At 55.7% G+C, this 21478-nt stretch carries 17 protein-coding genes; 7 read left to right on the forward strand and 10 right to left on the reverse strand.

Going from position 1 to position 21478, the window contains the following annotated elements; all coding sequences use genetic code 11:
* Positions 1–5 precede the first annotated feature (5 nt).
* Entirely contained in the window at positions 6–1694 is a 1689-nt protein-coding gene (gene ftsY / locus ACCW76_RS06215; RefSeq protein ID WP_436338033.1) for a signal recognition particle-docking protein FtsY, read from the reverse strand.
* Between the two features lie 230 nt (positions 1695–1924).
* Here ftsY and rsmD point away from each other — a divergent pair, with 230 nt between their 5' ends.
* Both rsmD and ACCW76_RS06225 read left to right on the forward strand, forming a co-directional pair.
* Positions 1925–2524 (forward strand): 16S rRNA (guanine(966)-N(2))-methyltransferase, encoded by a 600-nt coding sequence (gene rsmD, locus ACCW76_RS06220; RefSeq protein WP_034827065.1) that lies wholly within the window; start codon positions 1925–1927, stop codon positions 2522–2524.
* Positions 2514–2783 carry a DUF1145 family protein gene (locus tag ACCW76_RS06225; protein WP_034827067.1) on the forward strand — a complete coding sequence of 90 codons (270 nt, stop codon included), beginning with the start codon at positions 2514–2516 and terminating at the stop codon, positions 2781–2783. The genes rsmD and ACCW76_RS06225 overlap by 11 nt, the downstream gene beginning before the upstream one ends.
* Before the next feature lie 27 nt (positions 2784–2810).
* Here ACCW76_RS06225 and ACCW76_RS06230 read toward each other — a convergent pair whose 3' ends face one another.
* Positions 2811–3167 carry a DUF2500 domain-containing protein gene (locus tag ACCW76_RS06230; protein WP_045815768.1) on the reverse strand — a complete coding sequence of 119 codons (357 nt, stop codon included), beginning with the start codon at positions 3165–3167 and terminating at the stop codon, positions 2811–2813.
* Between the two features lie 162 nt (positions 3168–3329).
* On the opposite strand from ACCW76_RS06230, the gene ACCW76_RS06235 reads away from it, so the two are divergent.
* Together ACCW76_RS06235 and ACCW76_RS06240 are read left to right on the forward strand one after the other, a co-directional pair.
* Positions 3330–3959, forward strand: coding sequence for a lysoplasmalogenase (locus tag ACCW76_RS06235; protein WP_038643698.1), 630 nt, complete (start codon positions 3330–3332; stop codon positions 3957–3959).
* A 92-nt stretch (positions 3960–4051) separates the two neighbouring features.
* A complete protein-coding gene (locus tag ACCW76_RS06240; RefSeq protein WP_436338034.1) occupies positions 4052–6328 on the forward strand; it encodes a zinc/cadmium/mercury/lead-transporting ATPase in 2277 nt (758 codons plus the stop codon).
* On the opposite strand, the gene tusA is transcribed toward ACCW76_RS06240, so the two are convergent.
* On the reverse strand, positions 6325–6573 hold the full coding sequence (gene tusA, locus ACCW76_RS06245; protein WP_034827082.1) for a sulfurtransferase TusA: 249 nt from the start codon (positions 6571–6573) through the stop codon (positions 6325–6327). The two genes, ACCW76_RS06240 and tusA, sit on opposite strands and share 4 nt — an antisense overlap.
* A 307-nt stretch (positions 6574–6880) precedes the next feature.
* Here tusA and ACCW76_RS06250 point away from each other — a divergent pair, with 307 nt between their 5' ends.
* Together ACCW76_RS06250 and ACCW76_RS06255 are read left to right on the forward strand one after the other, a co-directional pair.
* Positions 6881–7546, forward strand: coding sequence for a 7-cyano-7-deazaguanine/7-aminomethyl-7-deazaguanine transporter (locus ACCW76_RS06250; RefSeq protein ID WP_436338035.1), 666 nt, complete (start codon positions 6881–6883; stop codon positions 7544–7546).
* 239 nt (positions 7547–7785) lie between these two features.
* Positions 7786–8343 carry a DcrB family lipoprotein gene (locus ACCW76_RS06255; RefSeq protein WP_200537990.1) on the forward strand — a complete coding sequence of 186 codons (558 nt, stop codon included), beginning with the start codon at positions 7786–7788 and terminating at the stop codon, positions 8341–8343.
* Positions 8344–8655: 312 nt separating this feature from the next.
* Here the strand turns inward: ACCW76_RS06255 and glgP are convergent, their stop codons facing one another.
* The 6 genes from glgP to asd all read right to left on the reverse strand — a co-directional run bounded on the left by glgP (position 8656) and on the right by asd (position 19558).
* Positions 8656–11103, reverse strand: a complete 2448-nt coding sequence (gene glgP, locus ACCW76_RS06260; RefSeq protein WP_436338036.1) for a glycogen phosphorylase — start codon at positions 11101–11103, stop codon at positions 8656–8658.
* Between the two features lie 21 nt (positions 11104–11124).
* Positions 11125–12558, reverse strand: a complete 1434-nt coding sequence (gene glgA / locus ACCW76_RS06265) for a glycogen synthase GlgA (protein ID WP_160868394.1) — start codon at positions 12556–12558, stop codon at positions 11125–11127.
* 73 nt (positions 12559–12631) lie between these two features.
* Positions 12632–13915, reverse strand: a complete 1284-nt coding sequence (gene glgC, locus ACCW76_RS06270) for a glucose-1-phosphate adenylyltransferase (RefSeq protein WP_436338037.1) — start codon at positions 13913–13915, stop codon at positions 12632–12634.
* 10 nt (positions 13916–13925) lie between these two features.
* The gene (gene glgX, locus ACCW76_RS06275) at positions 13926–15905 is read right to left on the reverse strand and encodes a glycogen debranching protein GlgX (RefSeq protein ID WP_436338038.1); all 1980 of its coding nucleotides are present in this window, start codon (positions 15903–15905) and stop codon (positions 13926–13928) included.
* A complete protein-coding gene (gene glgB, locus ACCW76_RS06280; protein WP_436338039.1) occupies positions 15905–18091 on the reverse strand; it encodes a 1,4-alpha-glucan branching enzyme in 2187 nt (728 codons plus the stop codon). Before glgB ends, glgX begins: the two co-directional genes overlap by 1 nt.
* 357 nt (positions 18092–18448) lie before the next feature.
* Positions 18449–19558, reverse strand: coding sequence for an aspartate-semialdehyde dehydrogenase (asd, locus tag ACCW76_RS06285; RefSeq protein ID WP_038643710.1), 1110 nt, complete (start codon positions 19556–19558; stop codon positions 18449–18451).
* A 321-nt stretch (positions 19559–19879) separates the two neighbouring features.
* Between asd and ACCW76_RS06290 the strand changes: the two genes are divergently transcribed.
* A complete protein-coding gene (locus tag ACCW76_RS06290; protein ID WP_034827091.1) occupies positions 19880–20473 on the forward strand; it encodes a YhgN family NAAT transporter in 594 nt (197 codons plus the stop codon).
* 42 nt (positions 20474–20515) lie between these two features.
* Here ACCW76_RS06290 and panS read toward each other — a convergent pair whose 3' ends face one another.
* Entirely contained in the window at positions 20516–21439 is a 924-nt protein-coding gene (gene panS / locus ACCW76_RS06295; protein ID WP_038643713.1) for a ketopantoate/pantoate/pantothenate transporter PanS, read from the reverse strand.
* Between the last annotated feature and the right edge of the window lie 39 nt (positions 21440–21478).

A 21478-nucleotide genomic window follows, 5' to 3' on the forward strand; every position in this document is an offset into this window, starting at 1 on the left:
CCCAATCATTCCTCTCGGGCAAACAGTGCCTCAATAAAGTCTGCGGCCTTAAACGGCCGTAAATCCTCGATGCCTTCCCCGACACCGATATAGCGAATCGGAATGCCAAACTGATCGGCAACCGAGAAGATCACACCACCTTTGGCGGTGCCGTCGAGCTTGGTCAGCGTGATGCCTGTCAGTCCCACCGCTTCATGGAACAGTTTGGCCTGGCTAACGGCGTTTTGCCCGGTGCTGGCATCGAGGGTCAACATCACCTCATGCGGTGCGTCCTCATCCAGCTTTTTCATCACGCGGGTGATTTTTTTCAGCTCTTCCATCAGATGGGCTTTGTTCTGCAGGCGACCAGCGGTATCTGCAATTAATACATCGACGTTGCGCGACTTCGCGGCCTGGATGGCGTCGAAGATAACGGAAGCCGAGTCAGCACCCGTATGCTGAGCCACCACCGGAATGTTGTTACGCTGACCCCAGACCTGAAGCTGTTCCACGGCTGCTGCACGGAAGGTATCACCCGCCGCCAACATCACTGATTTGCCCTGGGCCTGATATTGACGCGCCAGCTTACCGATAGTGGTGGTTTTACCCACGCCGTTGACGCCCACCATCAGGATAACAAACGGCGCCTTGCCACCCACATCCAGTGGCTGATCAACCTTTTCCAGAATGCCGGCCATTTCACTTTTCAGCAGGCCGTAAAGTGCTTCAGCATCACGCAACTGCTTGCGGTTAGCCTGCTGCGTCAGATTGGTGATGATGCGGCGCGTGGTCTCCACACCCACATCAGCAATCAGCAGCTGCTCTTCCAGTTCTTCAAACAGGTCATCATCGATTTTTTTGCCGCGGAACAGGCTAACAAAACCAGAACCGAGGTTTTCTCGGGTTTTGACCAGACTGCGCTTGAGGCGAGCAAAGAAGCCCTCTTTGGTCGGACGATCCTGCTCCTGCGTGACCAGCGGCGCAGCAGCCAGCGGTAAATCGCTGACGGTATCCTGCGCTTCGGCTTCAGCGTCTTCTGCATAGGTTTCGGCCAACGCCAATGCTTCAAGTTCTTCGTCGCTCAACGCGTCGTCTTCAGATTCAACGGCTGCGTCTTCGACCTCTGGCTCATGCTGAACCATCACGGGTTCAACAGGCGCTGCTTCAATCTCTGGCTCGTGCTGCGCAATGACGGGTTCAACAGGCGCTTCTTCGATCTCTGGCTCGTGCTGCGCAATCACGGGCTCAACGACCGCTGCTTCGATCTCTGGATCATGCTGCGCAATGACGGGCTCAACGACCGCTTCCTCGATCTCTGGTTCGTGCTGCGCAATGACGGGCTCAACGACCGCTGCTTCGATCTCTGGATCATGCTGCGCAGCAGGCGCGGCAATATTCAGTTCTTCTGCCTGAGGCTCTTCTTCGCCAGGTGTTACTTCCGGATGGATTTCCTCCTCCGGCAGCACTTCCTCTTCAATTGCCGTGATCGGCTCGGACACCACCGCTTCCGGCTGTGCCCGTTGTTCTTCGGCTACGTGCTCAGTGACGGCAACCGTCTCTTCCGCCTGCGCTTCGGCGCTTACTAATGCGCTCTCTTCAGCGATCGGCTGTTGCGCCGCTTCGGCCGGTTGCTGCTCTTCCGCAGGCTGCTGCTTCTCTTCTTCTTTGCCAAAGCCTAGCCAGGAAAAAAAGCCACGTTTTTTCTCTTTTGCCATTGTGTAACCACACTCCTCGATGGCTTATTCCCGGTAGCACGCTGTTCCCAGGGGATAAAAAATTCAATTTTTTGTTCGCGAGCGGCGTAAAAATCAGGCAATTACGCGCGCCATATCAACTCAGTAGTCTAACACTTTCCAGCCAGCGCACCACAGCACCCTTTTTTACGTTTCTTCTGCCTGCCACGCCCGTTAAACTACGCAACAAATTATGACGAGTTGTGAGCAAAATGAGTAAATCCCCCCGCAGCAGCGGCGCTGCTGGCCAGATTCGTATCATTGGCGGACAGTGGCGCGGTCGCAAATTACCGGTGCCGGATAGCGCGGGTCTGCGCCCGACCACCGATCGCGTGCGTGAAACCCTGTTTAACTGGTTAGCGCCGGATATTCAGGAAGCGCGTTGTCTCGATTGCTTCGCCGGTAGCGGTGCGCTCGGCCTGGAAGCACTGTCACGCTATGCGGCGTCTGCTACGCTGCTTGAGATGGAACGTTCCGTCGCCCAACAGCTGTCGCAGAATCTGCAAACCCTGCGTGCGACGCAAGGCAAAGTCGTGCAGACCAATACTCTTCAGTGGTTGAGCCAACCCGGAGAGCCGTTCGATGTGGTGTTTGTTGATCCACCATTCCGCAAAGGGTTACTGCTGGAGACGCTGACGCTGCTGGAAAACAACGGCTGGCTGGCGGAGAACGCGCTGATTTACGTCGAAAGCGAAGTGGAGCACGGCACGCCAGTGGCTCCCGCTAACTGGGACTTGTACCGCGAAAAAATTGCCGGTCAGGTGGCTTATCGCCTTTATCAACGCCAACAGGAGACGCACGATGTGGCTTAATCTGGGACGATTACTGATGATTTGCGTCTGGGCATTTCTGCTGCTCAATCTGGTGCATCCTTTCCCGACACCGCTGCGCTACTTTGTGCATGTGGCACTGTTCTTCATGGTGATCATGCACGGCTTGCAGCTGGTTCTGCTACGCGCTACCCAGCCGAAAGAGGCGCCAAAACTCAGTGGCGTCACGCAGGCGAAGATTTTCTTTTTTGGTGTGTTTGAACTGCTGGCGTGGCAGAAGAAGCATTACCCGAAGATGTAACGATACGGGCCGCTGCAGCGGCCCGTTTTATTGCGCAGGCGTGAAACTGACAAAGCGGCTGCCCTGCATTTTCAACTCTCCCTTCGCGCCTTTATCAATATGATGATAGTCATTAGCGCTCACCACCACCTTGATATCACTCGCCCCATTGAGTGGATGAAACCAGGCTTCGTACTTCATATCTTCAGCCACAATCTCTTCACGCTGGCGCGTACGGCGATTGGGCGAAGGGAACTCACGTTTGGTTTTCACTTCAACGCTCAGTGAGCGAATCGGTGAAGCATCATTTACCGCGGTTTCACGGCGTTGCTTAATAAACTGACGGGTCGCCAATACGGCAATAATCGCCAGAACGATGAAAAAGATTAGCGGTGGTTTGCTCATGTTTTCTCTCGCACTTTGCGTTAGTGTCGGAACAGTAAAAGACGACAAAGCATACAACCAGAGTTGACCGATTGTCACATTCGTCGCCGGTAACTTACACTGAGATCGCGATTTTGGGAAAATTCATGACTCTGAACAGCACGTTCAGAAAAGGGAGAAAACATGCTTTGGTCTTTCCTTGCCGTACTTTTTTCCGGTTGGCTGTATGTTGATGCTTCATACCGCGGCCCGCAGTGGCAACGCTGGCTGTTCAAACCCGTTACCTTGCTGTTGCTGGTCGCCTGGGCATGGCAAGCACCCACACTGAATACCACCGACTATCTGATTCTGGCGGGCCTGGTTGCCACTCTGGTCGGTGATGCATTGACGTTACTGCCTCGCCAGCAAATGCTCTATGCACTGGGCGCATTCTTCTTGTCACATCTGCTCTACACCATCAGCTTTGCTGCCCACATGACCATGAGTTTCTTCTGGCCGATTCCGGTCACGCTGCTGGTGATTGGGGTGGTGGTGATTGGCATTATCTGGTCGAAGCTGGAGGATTTGCGCTGGCCGATCTGTACCCTCATTGGGATGACGCTGGTGATGAACTGGATGGCGGCAGAGAATTACTTCTTCCGCCCGACGGATTACAGCTTCTCACTATTGGTTGGCGCCGGGTTGCTGCTGTTAGGCAACATTGTCTGGTTTATCACCCATTATCGCCGCCGCTTCAGTGCCGATAGCGCCATTGTTGCCGCTTGCTACTTCGCCGGCCACTTTATGATTGTGCGTTCACTGTGGCTGTATTGAAGAAAAGATGACCTTTTGCTTGACTCTGGAGTTGACTCCAGAGTGTAGCATTCGGGATGCGGGCAGTGGCCCGCATTGATCCCGGAGGCTCTATGCACGCCCATTCTCATTCATGCCGTTGTGGAAGATCCCACAGCAAAACCCAGCCGCTGTGCGCCATTCGCAGCGTTTCACCCACGACGCTGAAAATCTCAGCCACCCTTCCCGCCACACCAGAAAGTGGTTGCGGTTGCTGCGACAACGAGAGCGGCAGTCCCGGTGGCGAAAGCGACGCCGAAAGCGACAGGCCCACGCTCAGCGCCCATCAATTCCGCTGGCAGATTGCTGGAATGGACTGCCCCAGCTGCGCACGAAAAATTGAAAGTGCCGTGCAACAGCTGGCACAAGTACGCACTGCTCGCGTAATTTTTGCCAGTGAAAAACTGGTAGTGGATGCCGACCAGGATATCCGCCCAGCCATCGAACAAGCGGTAAAAAATGTCGGCTTCACCCTGACCTCAAACGATCCGCAATCTCAGCCCGCACCGCAACGCCGCTGTCAGGAAAATGCCGGTTTGCTGTTACTGGCGCTGCTGATGCTTGCCAGTTGGCTGCTGAGCCAGGTTTCTCCGGTATGGGGCGATCGCCTGTTTGTGATGACCACACTGATCGGCCTGGCTCCGATTGCATTCAGCGCGTGGAAACTGCTGCGAGGAGGTTCACCCTTCAGTATCGAAACCCTGATGACCCTTGCCGCCACCGGTGCGTTGGTGATTGGCGCACATGCCGAAGCCGCCATGGTGCTGCTGCTGTTCCAGCTGGGCGAACGGCTGGAGTCATTTGCAGCTTCTCGCGCACGTCGCGGTGTGACGGCGTTAATGGCGCTGCGCCCCGATACCGCTACGCGTTTGACTGGCACGCAGCGCGAGCAGGTGGCGCTGGCTGACTTGCATCCTGGCGATACGATTGAAGTCGCGGCTGGCGGTCGTTTGCCGGCCGATGGCGAGCTGCTGAACCAGAGCGCCAGTTTTGATGAAAGTGCGCTGACGGGCGAATCCGTGCCGGTTGCGCGTCAGCCGGGCGAAACGGTGATGGCTGGCGCCACCAGCGTCGATCGTCTGGTCACGCTGAAAGTGATCTCCCAACCTGGCCAGAGCGCGATTGACCGCATCCTGCAGCTTATCGAAGAAGCTGAAAGCCACCGTGCGCCGGTTGAGCGCTTTATTGATCGCTTCAGCCGCATTTATACGCCTGCCATTATGCTGCTGGCGCTGTTAGTGATGGTGCTGCCGCCACTGTTAGCGGGGGCCGCGTGGTTGCCGTGGATTTATAAGGGCCTGACGCTGCTGTTGATTGGCTGCCCTTGTGCGCTGGTGATTTCAACACCCGCAGCGATCACCTCTGGCTTAGCGGCGGCCGCGCGTCAGGGCGCCCTGATCAAAGGCGGAGCCGCGCTGGAACGTCTTAGCCGTATCCAGACCATGGCATTCGATAAAACCGGCACCCTCACCCTCGGTAAACCGCAGGTGACCGAGGTCGATTCCTTCAGTGCGATGGATGAACACGAGATGTTGCGGATGGCAGCGGCCGTGGAGCAAGGTTCCAGCCATCCATTGGCGATCGCCATCGTGCGCGAGGCAGAAAAACGCCAGCTCAAGCTACCGCGCGCCCGGCAGCAGCAAACGCTGGCTGGCAGCGGCATCCGTGCGCAGATTGATGACGTGACGTTTCAGCTGCTGGCACCGCGCGATATCTCCACGCTCACCGTCGACCAGCAGCAGGCGATCGCGCAACGAGAAGCTCAGGGCAAAACCGTTGTGGTGCTGCTGCAGGATGAGACGGTGCTCGGCACCCTGGCGTTGCAGGATCAGCTGCGCGAGGAAGCCGTCACGGCGCTGGCACAGTTGCAAGCGCTGGGCATTAATAGCCTGATGCTGACTGGCGATAACCCCCGTGCGGCAGCGGAGATGGCGGCGCAACTCAACATCGATTATCGCGCCGGCTTGTTGCCTGCCGATAAAGTGGAGATGGTGCGCAAACTGGAGCAGCAGCAGCCGCTGGCCATGGTGGGCGATGGTATTAACGACGCTCCGGCGATGAAAGCCGCCACCCTCGGCATTGCCATGGGCAGCGGCACCGATGTCGCGCTGGAAGCCGCCGACGCCGCACTGACGCAAAACCGTCTGGCGATTCTGCCGCGTACCGTGGCGCTGGCCCGTCGCACGCGTGCCATTGTCCGTCAAAACATCGCGATAGCGCTGGGGCTGAAAGGCATTTTCCTGATCACCACACTGCTCGGTTTCACCGGTTTGTGGCTGGCGGTGCTGGCCGATTCAGGTGCGACAGCGCTGGTCACAGCCAACGCCTTGCGATTACTGCGACAGCGTTAAGCCGTGCCTTTCTGAATCAGATACTGGTACGGCAGCGTTTCCGTCTGCTGTGCCAGCAACTGATGCTCCATAAAGCGGCAAAAGCCGGGAATATCACGCGTGGTGGCCGGATCGTCGGCAATGATCAGTAAGGTTTCGCCCGCCTGCATGGTGCGCACGGTTTTACGCACCATCATCACCGGCTCCGGGCAGCGCAGGCCAAGTGCATCAAGCTTGTGGTCCGGCGCAGAAAAGGGATCGCTCATGATTCTCTGTCTTCATTCAAGATGGGCGCTCATTCTAGCGCGCTAAATGCACAGCGCAAGGCGATAACGATTGCGTTAAAATTAACCATTGCATTAATTGCGCAACGCGCTAAGATCGCCGCCGTTTTTTTACCACATTGCTCAATCCTCGAAATAATTCGAATTTTAGGAAGGCGGCAAGCTTGGTCATCCCCAGGAGCTTACTCAAGTAAGTGACTGGGGTGAACGAGCGTAGCCAACGAACATAAAATTTGAAGTATGAAGAGGATTGTTGGGTTCCCTCACCCCATTACTAAAAAGGTCTTACATGATTAATTTCTCTGCACGTCAGCGCATGCATGCGCTGTTTTGGCTATCGCTATTCCATTTGCTGGTGATCACTTCCAGTAACTATCTGGTACAGCTGCCGGTTTCCATCTTCGGCTTCCACACCACCTGGGGTGCCTTTAGCTTTCCGTTTATCTTCCTTGCTACCGATCTCACCGTGCGCATCTTTGGCGCGCCGTTAGCCCGTCGTATTATTTTGGCGGTGATGATCCCGGCGCTGTTTATCTCTTACGTGGTCTCTTGCGTGTTCTATCAGGGCGAATGGCAAGGCTGGGCATCGCTGGAACAGGTAAATCTGTTTGTCGCGCGTATCGCCAGTGCCAGCTTTATGGCCTATGCGCTGGGCCAAATTCTGGATGTCCACGTTTTTAACCGTTTGCGTCGTTTACCGCAGTGGTGGATCGCCCCTGCAGCGGCCATGTTCCTCGGTAATATCAGCGATACGCTGGCCTTCTTTTTCATCGCCTTCTACAAGAGTCCAGACCCGTTCATGGCCGCGCATTGGGTGGAGATCGCACTGGTGGATTACAGCTTCAAAGTGCTGATCTGCATGATTTTCTTCCTGCCCGCTTACGGTGTGCTGCTGAACAGCCTGCTGAAGCGTCTGGCTGAACGCTCTTCTCAACACCAGGTGAATTTCGGCTAATTGCACATAGACGAAACGCGACAGCACGCTAAGATTTCCTGACAGACCGGCGGTTGCTTTTGACCGCCGATTCCGTTTTGATAGCCGTCATACTTCAAACGGCTGATCTGTTGGCCGCGCGCGGTTTTCCCACTTCCTTACTCACGTAAGCGCCGGGGAGACGCGCTGGCGACCTTTTTGACGCTTGAATTATTTAGGCTAAAAGCCTGAACGACTGGAATCATGTAAAAGGGAAAAGAATGCGTAACTTAGTGAAATATGCAGGTATTGGTTTGTTGGTATTGGGTCTCGCGGCCTGTGACCAGAAGAAAGAGGATGCCGCTGCGGGCAGCAACGGTGCCAGCGCCAGCCAGTCGGCCCAGACTGTCAACCTGATGGACGGCAAGCTGAGCTTCACTCTGCCTGCGGGCATGTCGGATAAGAGCGGCAAGCTCGGTTCTGAATCCACCAATATGCATGTGTACGCCGATGAAACCGGTCAGCGCGCCATTATCGTGATTGCTGGTGACCCAACCAACGAAGCGCTGGATGCCCTGTCACAGCGTCTGGAACAACAACAGCGCGGTCGCGATCCGCAGTTGCAGGTGGTTTCCAATAAAGCGGTGACGCTGAAAGATCAACCTGCTCAGCAACTGGATACCGTGATTTCGGCCAACAACCAGACGTCATGGTCTTCCGTGATCCTGGCAAAAGTAGATGGCAAACTGCTGACCCTGCAAATTACCCTGCCAGCGGATAACCAGCAGCAGGCGCAGAGCGATGCTGATGCCATTGTGAAAAGCATCACCCTGAAGTAATCCCCTTCATCCTGCGAACGGCAGATGCGTTGGCTGCGTTTAAATGATTTTGGGATCATAGTTATTGTTAACTACGCGCAGGGAAGTGAAGGAGCAGGCTGGGATAGCTCAGGGGCTGGCAAGCCACAGCGCTGAACAGAATGAGTCTGCCAGGAGAGGACGCGGGCGAAAGGCGGGGCGGCACACGATGTGCCATCCCCGCCGGTCCGTCAGGCAGACGAATGAAGTGAAGGAACCGCGTCAGCGGCGCGAGGACGCCAGCCCCAAAGCGTCCCCAGACTGCGTTGGCCCTGGCCTTTCAAACGCTCTACCTTACAATCTCACCGGCGAAATATGCCAGATCTCATCCGCGTATTCCTGAATCGTTCTGTCCGCGGAGAAGTAGCCCATATTGGCGATATTCAATGCCGCGCAGCGCTGCCACTTATCCGGCTGGCGGTAGAGTTTATCCACCTTATCCTGCGCATCGACATAGCTGCGATAATCGGCCAGCAGCTGGTAGTGATCGCCGAAATTCACCAACGCATCAAACAGATTGCGATAGCGACCTGGCTCACCTGGACTGAATGCGCCGCTGGCAATTTGCGTCAGTGCCTGGTGCAGCTCGGCATCTTCCTCATAGTATTTACGCGGGTTATAGCCATCCTTGCGCAGCTGCTCGACCTGCGGCGTGGTGTTGCCAAAGATAAAGATATTCTCTGGCCCAACATGCTCGCGCATCTCGACGTTCGCACCATCCAGCGTACCGATGGTCAACGCGCCATTGAGGGCAAACTTCATGTTACTGGTACCCGATGCCTCGGTTCCCGCTGTGGAAATTTGCTCAGAGAGATCCGCCGCCGGAATAATGATCTGCGCCAGGCTTACGCTGTAGTTGGGAATAAACACCACCTTCAGCTTGTTCCTCACTTGGGGATCGTTGTTGATCACATTGGCCACATCGTTGATCAAATGAATGATGTGCTTCGCCACGTAATAGGCGGATGCCGCTTTACCGGCAAAGATATTCACGCGTGGCACCCAATCCGCAGTAGGATCAGCTTTGATGCGGTTGTAGCGCGTGATGACATGTAACACATTGAGCAACTGACGTTTGTATTCGTGAATGCGTTTGATCTGCACATCGAACAGCGCATGCGGATCCAGCACGATATCCATATTCTTCGCCACCCAATCCGCCAGACGCTTTTTGTTGGCGAACTTGGCATCGGCAATCTGCTCTATGAAGGCCGGATAATCGATGTGCGGCGTCAGTTCACTCAATTGACTGAGATCGGTACGCCAGGTGCGACCAATAGTCTCGTCCAATACATCGGACAGCGCCGGGTTGGCCAGCGCCAGCCAGCGACGCGGCGTCACGCCGTTGGTTTTATTACAGAAACGCCCCGGGAACAGGCGCGCGAAATCAGCAAACAGCGACTGCACCATCAGATTGGAATGCAGCTCTGAAACGCCATTCACCTTGTGGCTGACCACCACCGCCAGCCACGCCATGCGCACCTTACGGCCGTTGTTTTCGTCGATGATCGAGATGCGCGACATCAAATCCCAATCGTCCGGATAATATTCCTGGATGGTTTTCAGGAAGTAATCATTGATTTCAAACACGATGCTGAGATGGCGCGGCAGAATCTTGCCGAACATGTCCACCGGCCAGGTTTCCAGCGCTTCACTCATCAACGTGTGGTTGGTGTACGAGAACACCTGGCAAGTGACCTCAAAAGCGTCATCCCAGCTGAACTTATGCTCGTCGATCAACAAGCGCATCAATTCAGGGATGGCTAAAACCGGGTGGGTGTCATTGAGATGGATAGCAATTTTATCCGCCAGGTTGTCCCAGGTTTCATGCATTTGCCAGTGGCGACTCAAAATATCCTGCACCGTGGCGGAGACGAGGAAATACTCCTGACGTAAACGCAGCTCACGACCAGAATCGGTTGAATCATCCGGATAGAGCACGCGCGATACGTTCTCTGAATGGTTTTTATCTTCCACCGCCGCAAAGTAATCACCCTGGTTAAACTTGCCGAGGTTGATCTCATTGCTGGCCTGCGCGCTCCACAAACGCAGCGTGTTGGTGGCATCGGTGTCGAAACCGGGAATGATTTGATCGTAAGCCGCCGCGATAATCTCTTCGGTTTCCAGCCAACGTACGCGCGCACCTTCATGCTGCAGACGGCCACCAAAGCGGACTTTATAGCGGGTATTGAAGCGCTGGAACTCCCACGGATTGCCGTATTCCAGCCAGTAATCCGGAGACTCACGCTGCTGACCGTCGACAATGTTCTGCTTGAACATGCCGTAGTCATAACGAATGCCATAACCGCGTCCCGGCAAGCCGAGAGTGGCGAGCGAGTCGAGGAAACAGGCCGCTAAACGACCCAGGCCGCCATTGCCAAGCCCCGGATCGTTCTCTTCGTCCATCAGTTCACTGAGGTCGAGCCCCATCTCGTCCAGCGCCTGATTGAGGTCGTCATAGATGCCCATCGCCAGCAGTGAATTGCCCAGCGTGCGTCCCATCAGGAACTCCATCGACAGGTAGTAAACCTGACGCACATCCTGCGACAGCTGCGCACGGCTGGAGCGCAACCAACGTTCCACCATACGATCGCGCACTGCCAGCAAGGCGGCGTTAAGCCACTCATGCTGATTGGCGATCGACGGGTCTTTACCAATAGTAAACATCAGTTTATAGGCGATTGAGTGCTTCAGTGCGTCAACCGTTAACGTGGGTGAGGCATAGGTGAAAGGTGCATTCATATCCAGTATCCCAATCTCTGATTACAGCAAACGTTGATAAAGATCGCGGTAGGCTTGTGCGGCCACCTGCCAACTAAAATCCATCCCCATCGCCTGCCGCTGAACGTAGCGCCAGAGAGAAGGACGGGACCAGAGGACAAAAGCACGTCGAATCGCGCGGAGCAGCGACCAGGCGTTACTGTCTTCAAAACTGAAACCGCTTGCGACCCCGTCAGCGAGGTTCTCCAGCGAACTGTCCTGCACGGTATCCGCCAGCCCGCCGGTGCGGCGCACTAACGGCAATGTGCCGTATTTCAAACCGTACAACTGCGTTAAGCCGCACGGCTCAAAGCGGCTCGGCACCATAATCACATCGGCGCCACCGACAATGCGGTGCGAGAAGGCTTCGTGATAACCGATCTGCACGCCGACGCTGCCTGGATGTTCCGCCGCCGCAGCGAGGAAACCTTGTTGTAACTCTGCATCGCCCTGGCCCAACAGCACCAGCTGGCCGCCTTGCGCCAGTAGCCCCGGTAACGCTTCCAGCACCAGATCCAGCCCTTTCTGTTTGGTCAAACGACTGATGACACAAAATACGGGCACTTTGTCATCCACCTTCAGGCCCATGGCGATCTGCAATTGGCGCTTGTTCTCCGCCTTGCTCTCCAGCGTTTCCCGATCGTAACGCGCCGTTAGCAGCAGGTCGTGCGCCGGGTCCCAAATACCCGGGTCAACGCCATTCAGGATGCCACTTAACCGTCCCTCTTTCAGACGCTGCTCCAGCAGCGCTTCCATGCCATAACCAAATTCTGGCCGGGTGATTTCCAGAGCATACGTAGGGCTGACTGCCGTAATATGATCGGCATAAAATAATCCCGCCTTGAGGTACGAAATTTGTCCGTAAAACTCCAGGCCATGCATGGTGAAGAAACTGCGCGGGATCTGGATCTCATCCAGATGACGCGCATTGAACAGCCCCTGATACGCGAGGTTGTGGACGGTAAACACCGTTTTTGCCGGGTGTCCACGGGCCGCGATGTAGGCACAGGTTAACCCTGCGTGCCAGTCATGCGCGTGCACCACATCGGGTTGCCAGTAGGTATCCAACCCGCTGGCCAGCTCGGCGCCCATCCAGCCCAGCAGCGCAAAACGCAGATAGTTATCCACGTAGGCAAACTGCGATGTGTCGTGATAAGGGCTGCCGGGACGCTCATACAATCCCGGCGCATCAATTAAATAAATGCCAACTCCATTGAATTGTCCAAATAATAAACGGACCGGGCCAGCAAAAGTATGTAATTCCGCAACGATCTCGGTGTCAGGAATCCCTTTACGCAGATCCGGATACGCGGGAAGCAATACCCGTGCATCCGTACCACCCGCAATCTGAGCCTGAGGCAATGCGCCGACGACATCAGCTAACCCGCCGGTTTTCAGCAGCGGGAAAAGTTCTGAACAGACATGTAAAACCTGCATCCTGGACCCCTATTGTGTTATCGCGCGCGTTCCCCGCGGCGATTGCCTGTGTGCTTGCTCGTTGCGTTCGTGGTCAGCCAGCCAATTTGGCCAGCATGGCGCGCGTCACCAAAACGATGCCTTCTTCTGAACGGTAAAAACGGCGGCTGTCTTCATCTGGGTTCTCACCAATCACCATGCCTTCCGGAATCACGCAGGCGCGATCGATCACGCAACGGCGCAGACGACAGGAACGATTGATCACCACATCTGGTAACAGCACCGATGAGTCGATATTGCAAAACGAGTTGATGCGCACGCGTGGGAACAGCACCGAATTCACCACCACGGAACCGGAGATAATGCAGCCGCCGGAAACCAGTGAGTTCATCGTCATGCCGTGGCTACCCGAGCGATCCTGCACAAATTTGGCGGGCGGCAAGGGTTCCATATGCGTACGGATTGGCCAGTCGTGGTCGTACATATCCAGTTCCGGCGTGACGGAGGCCAGATCGAGATTCGCGCGCCAGTAGGCTTCCAGCGTTCCGACGTCACGCCAGTAAGGCTCGGCGTTTTCATCGTTCTGCACGCACGATAAGGTGAAGGAGTGCGCGTAGGCCTCACCGCTGGCGACAATTTTCGGCAACAGGTCTTTGCCGAAATCATGGGTCGATTCGGGGATCAGCAAATCCTCTTCCAACAGTTGGTAGAGATAATCTGCATCGAACACGTAGATGCCCATACTGGCTAGCGCTTTGGTGTCATCACCCGGCATTGAAGGGGGTTTCGGCGGTTTTTCCACAAAATCGACCACGTTGTTGTCCGCATCCACCGCCATCACACCAAACGCCGTGGCTTCGGCGAGCGGCACGGGTAAGCAGGCGATAGTGCACTTCGCGCCGCGTTCAGCGTGATCGAGCAACATCCGCGAGTAGTCCATTTTGTAGATATGATCCCCGGCGAGAATCACGATGTATTGCGCGCGATAGCGGCGAATGATGTCGAGGTTCTGCGAAACCGCATCGGCGGTACCGCGATACCAATGCTCGGTGGATGCACGCTGCTGCGCCGGCAGCAAATCGACAAATTCATTCATCTCTTCGTTGAATAACGACCAGCCGCGCTGGATGTGCTGCGTTAATGTATGCGACTGATATTGGGTGATCACGCCAATGCGCCGAATACCCGAATTGATACAATTCGACAGCGCAAAGTCGATGATGCGGAACTTGCCGCCGAAATGAACGGCAGGTTTGGCGCGTTTCGCGGTGAGATCTTTCAGACGCGTACCGCGCCCGCCAGCAAGGATCAAGGCCACCGTTTGTGTAGGGAGCTGGCGCGCCAGCATCAGTGGATCTGTTCTATCTAACTTAACCATGTCTGACTCCTTATGATTGCTTTAGGAACACACACACGCCGTGTGCGGGCCCGTGCCAGACAGTTGTCAGGATGGGGTTATCTTCCCCGGCGAAAGGAGGAATGGCACGCCACTCTCCGTCTGGTAAGGCAAGGTCACTCACCGATTCCGTGGCGTTGATTGTTATTAACCAGCGGCTGGAGAGCAGGATCTGCATTCTGTGCGCCCCCTGTTCCCACTCCTCATTTCCCAGTGGTTTGCCGCTGGCATTGAACCACTGCACATTACCATCGCCCTCCTGCCACCAGCGGTCTGCCGTCAACGCGGGAATGCGCTGACGCAGCCGGATTAACGCGGCAGTGAAGTCGACCAGTCCAAAATCATCCTGATGCCAGTGCAACCAGGTGAGCGGGTTATCCTGACAGTAGGCGTTATTATTGCCGTGCTGGCTGTGACCGCGCTCGTCCCCGGCCAGCAGCATCGGTGTACCTTGCGCCAGCAGCAGCGTGGTCAGCAGAGCATGCACGCTACGCCGACGACGTTCGACAATATCGAAATTGACCTGCAGCCCCTCTTTGCCATGGTTATGGCTGAAGTTGCTGCTACTGCCGTCGCGATTGTCCTCGCCGTTGGCCTGATTGTGTTTGTTGTTGAAGCTCACTACGTCACGCAGCGTAAAGCCGTCATGCGCGGTGATCAGATTGATACTGGCGTGCGGTAAGCGCCCCTCTCGCTGGAACACATCGCTGGAGGCGGCAAAGCGCCGGGCAAATTCGCCATTATTGAGCTGGCCGTGCAGCCAGTAACGGCGCGCGGCATCGCGGAAATGGTCGTTCCATTCCGCTAATCCTGCGGGAAAATTGCCCACCTGATAGCCGCCGGGGCCGATATCCCACGGTTCAGCAATCAATTTGACCTGTGACAGTACCGGACAGGCTTTAATGGCAGTGAACAACGGCGCATCCTGGCGATAGTCAGGCGTACGGCCTAGCACGCTGGCGAGGTCAAAACGGAAGCCATCGATATGGCAGTCCCGCACCCAATAGCGCAGCGCTTCTAATGCCCATTCCATCACCTGCGGATCGCTGAGATTGAGCGTGTTGCCGCAGCCGGTCCAGTTTTGATAATCACCCTGCGCGTCGAGCCAGTAATAGCTGGCGTTATCCACGCCGCGCAGTGAAATGTTGGGGCCAATCTCTTCCAGTTCGGCGGTGTGGTTGAACACCACATCGAGGATCACTTCGATACCCGCCGCATGCAGCGCTTTGACCGCCTGCTGAAACTCCTGCAAAGGCGTTAAACCCTGCTCGCCAGACGCGTAGCGGGGATCCACCGCCCACAGCGCGAACGGGTTGTAACCCCAGTAATTGCTCAGCCCGAGTCGTAGCAAACGCGGCTCGCTGGCGAAGTGCGCAATCGGCAGCAGCTCCAGCGCGGTAATACCGAGATGGCGCAAGTACTTCACCATAGCAGGATGGCCCAGTGCCGCATAAGTCCCGCGCAGCCTTTCCGGAATTTCCGGATGTTGCTGAGTTAAGCCGCGCACGTGAGCTTCATAAATCACGGTCTTGCCCCACGGCGTACGCAGCGGCTTATCCGTCTCCCAATCGAAGTCTTCACTGATGACCAAGGATTTTGGCGCGATCGCGGCGTTATCCTGACTGTCTGGCTGCTGATCGCCACTGTTGAAACGCGGATCGTCCGGCACATCCCCCACCACTGCTTTGGCACAGGGATCCACCAGCAGTTTGGCGGGGTTAAAGCGGTGCCCTTGTTGAGGCGACCACGGACCATACACACGATAGCCATAACGCTGGCCGGGCTTTAATGCCGGAAAATAGCCGTGCCAGATATCCCCACTGCGAGCGGGTAGCGAGAAGCGCCGCTCGACACCGTGTGCGTCAAACAGGCACAGCTCCACCTGCTCAGCGTGACGAGAAAACAGCGTAAAGTTAACGCCGCGCCCATCGTAATGAGCGCCCAACGGCGTCGGCTGCCCGGTCTCCAGCATCAGTCGCCCTCCCGCACCAGCCAAATCGTGGCCAGCGGCGGCAAAGTCAGGCTGATCGATTGCGCACGACCGTGGCTCTCAATCGCATCGGTATGCACCACACCGTGATTGCGCACATCACTGCCGTGATAATCCTGTTGATCGGTGTTCAACACTTCACGCCAGCCGCCTTGTTGATTGACGCCAAAGCGATAATCGTGACGCGTCACCGGCGTGAAGTTACTGGCAACGATGATTTCATTGCCCTCACGGTCGCGGCGTGCAAACACAAACACCGAGTTTTCGTGGTCATCAACCACCAGCCATTCAAAGCCCTGCGCATCGAAATCCAGTTGATGTAATGGCGTGAAGTGTTTGTAACTGTGGTTGAGATCGCGCACCAGACGCTGTACACCGTTGTGCCAGTTATCCTCACCCTCCAGCAGATGCCAGTCGAGGCTCGAATCGTGATTCCACTCGCGGCCTTGAGCAAACTCGTTGCCCATAAACTGCAGCTTTTTACCGGGGAAGCCCCACATCCAGCCGTAATAGGCACGCAGGTTGGCAAATTTTTGCCAGGCATCACCCGGCATGCGATCGAGGATTGAGCGCTTGCCATGCACCACTTCGTCATGCGACAGCGGCAGCACAAAGTTTTCGGTGTAGTTGTACAGCATGCCGAAGGTCATCAGGTTGTGATGATAACGACGGTGCACTGGATCGAGCTTCATGTAGTCGAGCGTGTCGTGCATCCAGCCGAGATTCCATTTGAACCAGAAGCCGAGACCGCCATCTTCAGAAGGACGTGTCACACCCGGATAATCGGTGGACTCTTCCGCCACGCTGATGGTGCCCGGTGCCGCACGACCTAGCGTGCGATTGGTGTGGCGCAGGAAGGAAATCGCTTCAAGATTTTCACGCCCGCCAAAGTGGTTAGGGATCCACTCGCCCTCTTTGCGGCTGTAATCGCGATAGATCATGGAAGCCACCGCATCCACACGTAAACCATCAATGCCGAAACGCTCCATCCAGTACAGTGCGTTACCGGAGAGATAGTTGCTGACTTCACGGCGACCAAAGTTATAAATCAGCGTGTTCCAGTCCTGATGGTAACCCTCGCGGGGATCGCTGTGTTCATACAGCTCTGTGCCATCAAATTTCGCTAACCCGAAGTCATCACTGGGGAAGTGGCCTGGCACCCAGTCGAGTAACACGTTGATGCCTGCATCGTGCGCTGCGGCGATAAAGTGCCGGAACTCGTCGCGCGTGCCGAAGCGGCGCGTCGGCGCATACATGCCAAGAGGCTGATAGCCCCAGCTGCCATCAAACGGGTGTTCGTTGATCGGCAACAGCTCAATGTGGGTGAAGCCCATCTCTTTCACATAAGGAATGAGCTGTTCCGCCAACTCTTTGTAGCTCAACCAAAAGTTGTTATCGGTGTGGCGACGCCAGGAACCCAGGTGCACTTCGTAAATTGAAATCGGCTGATCAAAGGCGTTGGCGGCTTTGCGCTGCGGCTGCATCTCTATTTTTGGCGGCAGGCCACAGATCATTGAGGCGGTCTGCGGGCGCATCTGTGCCTCAAAGGCGAACGGGTCGGCTTTGATCCGCATCTGCCCAGACGCATCAATGATTTCATATTTGTACAGCTGACCATTGACCGCGCCAGGCACGAACAACTCCCAGATACCCAGCTCGCGACGGAAGCGCATCGGGTGACGACGACCGTCCCAGAAGTTGAACTCGCCGACCACGGAAACCCGGCGTGCGTTTGGCGCCCACACCGAGAAACGGGTGCCGCTGACACCATCAATGGTCGCGTTGTGCGCCCCTAATGTTTCATATGGGCGTAGATGCGTGCCTTCGCCAAGCAGCCAGGCATCCATTTCTGCCAATAACGGACCGAAGCGATAGGCATCGTCGATCAGGTTTTGCTGGCCGTGCCAGGTGACCGCCAACTGATAGCGAAACAGGTTTTTACGACGGGGGATCACGCCGCTGAAGAAGCCGCGCGAATCGAGACATTTAAGCTGTGCGCATTTGCGTCCGGTGTTGGTTTCAATCACCCAGACTTCGGAGGCATCAGGCAGCAGCGCGCGCACTTCGAGGCCTTCGACAGTTTGGTGCATCCCCAGGAAAGAGAAGGGATCGGCATAATTCCCGGCAAAAAGGGCATTGATCGCCTGGCGATCGGGAAGCTCTGACATGACTTTCTTCCTATGATTTTGCGCAGGCGACCGGAGTGGACAACAATGCCGCCTCTGGTGCGCTGCTTTTCATTGAGCCATACATACACCAGCAAGAGAGGACACCGTCCATGGGAGAAGATCTTTGCCGTGTACAACAACCATTCAGTTCGGAAAGCAAAAACAGTTAACAACCGGCACATCACTGTTAAATCATAGCTTGGGGCTGGCAGAAGCCAGGGGGGAAAGCAAAAAAATCTTGTTAGACGAGCAAAAAGGGGAAGCGGATCACTTGTCAGGCGCAATTTGCGTTAAGTTTTGCAACCTGGATTACAAAAAAGGCCGGGAAACCCCGGCCTGTCTAGCTTATCGCTGCGCTTAGTCGATCAGCAAACGCAACATGCGGCGCAGCGGTTCAGCCGCGCCCCACAGCAATTGGTCACCCACGGTGAAGGCGGAAAGGTATTCCGGCCCCATGTTCAGCTTGCGCAGACGGCCAACTGGCGTGGTCAGCGTGCCGGTGACGGCCGCAGGCGTCAGCTCACGCATAGTGATTTCGCGGTCGTTTGGCACCACTTTCACCCACTCGTTATGGGAAGCCAACAGCTGTTCGATTTCGTTCAGCGGGATATCTTTCTTCAGTTTCAGGGTGAATGCCTGGCTGTGGCAACGCAGTGCACCGACGCGCACGCACAGACCATCAACCGGGATCGGGCTGCTGGTACGCAGGATTTTGTTGGTTTCTGCCTGGCCTTTCCACTCTTCGCGCGTCTGGCCATTATCCAGTTGCTTGTCGATCCACGGGATCAGGCTGCCCGCCAGCGGTACGCCGAAATTGTCGGTCGGTAAAGTGCCAGAACGGGTGAAATCGGTGACGCTGCGTTCAATTTCCAAAATCGCCGAGGCCGGATCTTGCAATGATTTGGCCACGTGGTTGTGCAGCATGCCCATTTGCGTCAGCAATTCACGCATGTGACGTGCGCCGCCGCCGGAGGCCGCCTGATAGGTGGCAACAGAAGCCCACTCCACCAGATCGTTAGCGAACAGGCCGCCGAGTGACATCAGCATCAGGCTGACGGTGCAGTTACCGCCGACGAAGGTTTTGATACCGTTGTCGAGGCCCTGGCGAATCACATTATGGTTAACCGGATCGAGAATGATGATGGCGTCATCTTTCATGCGCAGCGTGGAGGCTGCATCAATCCAGTAACCCTGCCAGCCGCTTTCACGCAGCTTCGGATAGACTTCACTGGTGTAGTCACCGCCCTGACAGGTGATAATAATATCCAGCGCCTTCAGCGCCTCGATATCAAAAGCATCCTGCAGCGCACCGGTCGACTTGCCGCCAAATGTCGGTGCCGCCTGACCAAGCTGAGACGTGGAGAAGAAGACCGGATTGATCACATCAAAATCACGTTCTTCACTCATGCGTGACATCAGCACAGAGCCGACCATGCCACGCCAACCAATAAAGCCTACATTCTTCATTTTCTGTCCGTCCGGGGCGTTTTCACTGTGCCCTTCGTGGTGCGAGGAAAAGACCAAGCGGAATATCCAGTTGATCTGCGTAATAATCAGGTTTACCTGCGACCTCCAACTCTACAAAATGCAGGCTTTCTGGCAAGTGAATTAATTCGATTGCGCCAACTTTTTCAGCAGTACAACTAATACTCCCCTCAGTGAATCGAGGTACGGGCAGGCGGAAATTCGGCGTATCTCGACGGCTACGCGAGTCAGCGTTTCGGAAGCCTGTCGTCGCCAACGCACCTCAGTTTAAAAAATGACGGGAAAAAGGGATGGCTTTTACCTATGACTGAAATGATATCTGCGACCATATTGCTGCTGTTAATTATGGACCCGCTGGGCAACCTGCCGATTTTTATGTCGGTGCTCAAGCATCTCGAACCCAAGCGCCGACGTGCGGTGCTGATACGTGAAATGCTGATCGCACTGATCATCATGCTGCTGTTCCTGTTTACCGGCGAACGTATTCTGGCGTTCCTCAATCTGCGCACCGAAACCGTCTCGATCTCCGGTGGTATCATCCTGTTCCTCATCGCCATTCGCATGATTTTCCCCTCTGGCGAAACCAGCACCAGCGGATTACCGGCGGGTGAAGAGCCGTTTCTGGTGCCGCTGGCGATTCCGCTGGTCGCAGGTCCTTCGCTGTTAGCCACGCTGATGCTGCTGTCACATCAATATCCTAATCAGATGTCACATTTGGTTGGCGCATTGCTGATTGCCTGGGGCGTTACCGTGGTCATTCTGCTGATGTCAGGACTGTTTTTACGCCTGTTGGGTGACAAAGGCGTTAACGCGCTGGAGCGGTTAATGGGATTGATTTTGATTATGCTGGCAACACAGATGTTTCTGGATGGGATTCGCGCTTATCTGAAACTGTAGCGAATAGACAGCGGGCGGCTCATTGGTCGCCCGCTCGCATTATTATTTCTGCTTCTTCTCTATCGGTTTGCCCGACCAGTAACCCGCCAGCAGTGAACCTGACAGATTGTGCCACACCGAGAACAGTGCGCCCGGCAACGCGGCCAGCGGTGAGAAGTAGAGTTTGCCCAGTGTGGCTGCCAGACCGGAGTTCTGCATACCCACTTCCAGCGCCAGCGTGCGGCAGGTGGATTCGTCAAAGCCAAACAGCTTGCCGCCCCAGTAACCGCCCAGCAGGCCGATGGCGTTATGCAGGATCACCGCCGCAATCACTACCAGGCCGACAGAACCGATAAAGCCCTGAGAACCCGCTACCACTGCGCTGATAATCAGCAGAATACAGACCATGGAAAATGCCGGCAGATAGGGCTCAACACGGCGCACCACGCTGTTCATCGAGTGGTGGATGATCAGACCCAGACCAATCGGGATGACCACGATTTTAACGATGCTGAGCAGCATGCCGATCACATCAACTTGAATGTGAGTATCGACATAGAAGCGCGTCAGTAGCGGCGTCGCGAAAACACCCACCAGCGCAGACACTGAAGAGATGGTCACGGACAGGGCCACATCGCCCTTCGCCAGATAGATCATCACGTTGGACGCGGTGCCGCTGGCCACGCTGCCTACCAAAATCATCCCAGCCGAGAGATCCGGCGGCATATGGAACAGTTTTGCCAGGCCCCAGGCGGCGAGTGGCATCACCAGATAGTGCAAAAAGGTGCCGGCGATAACCGGTGCCGGACGCGTCAGTACACGTTTGAAATCATCAATATTCAGAGTGACGCCCATGCCGAACATAATCAGCATCAGCAGATAAGTCACCCACGGTCCAATGCCGAGGAACGTCGAGGGTGAGTAATACGCCGCGACTGAGAGCAGCACGGCCCAGAGCGGGAACAGGCGGGTTAATTTGGCAAGCATGGAGAGACTTCCTTAGATATTTTTTAATTTATTTCATAT

It is taken from the genome of Pantoea sp. C8B4 (assembly GCF_051336905.1).
Lineage (GTDB): Bacteria > Pseudomonadota > Gammaproteobacteria > Enterobacterales > Enterobacteriaceae > Pantoea > Pantoea rwandensis_B.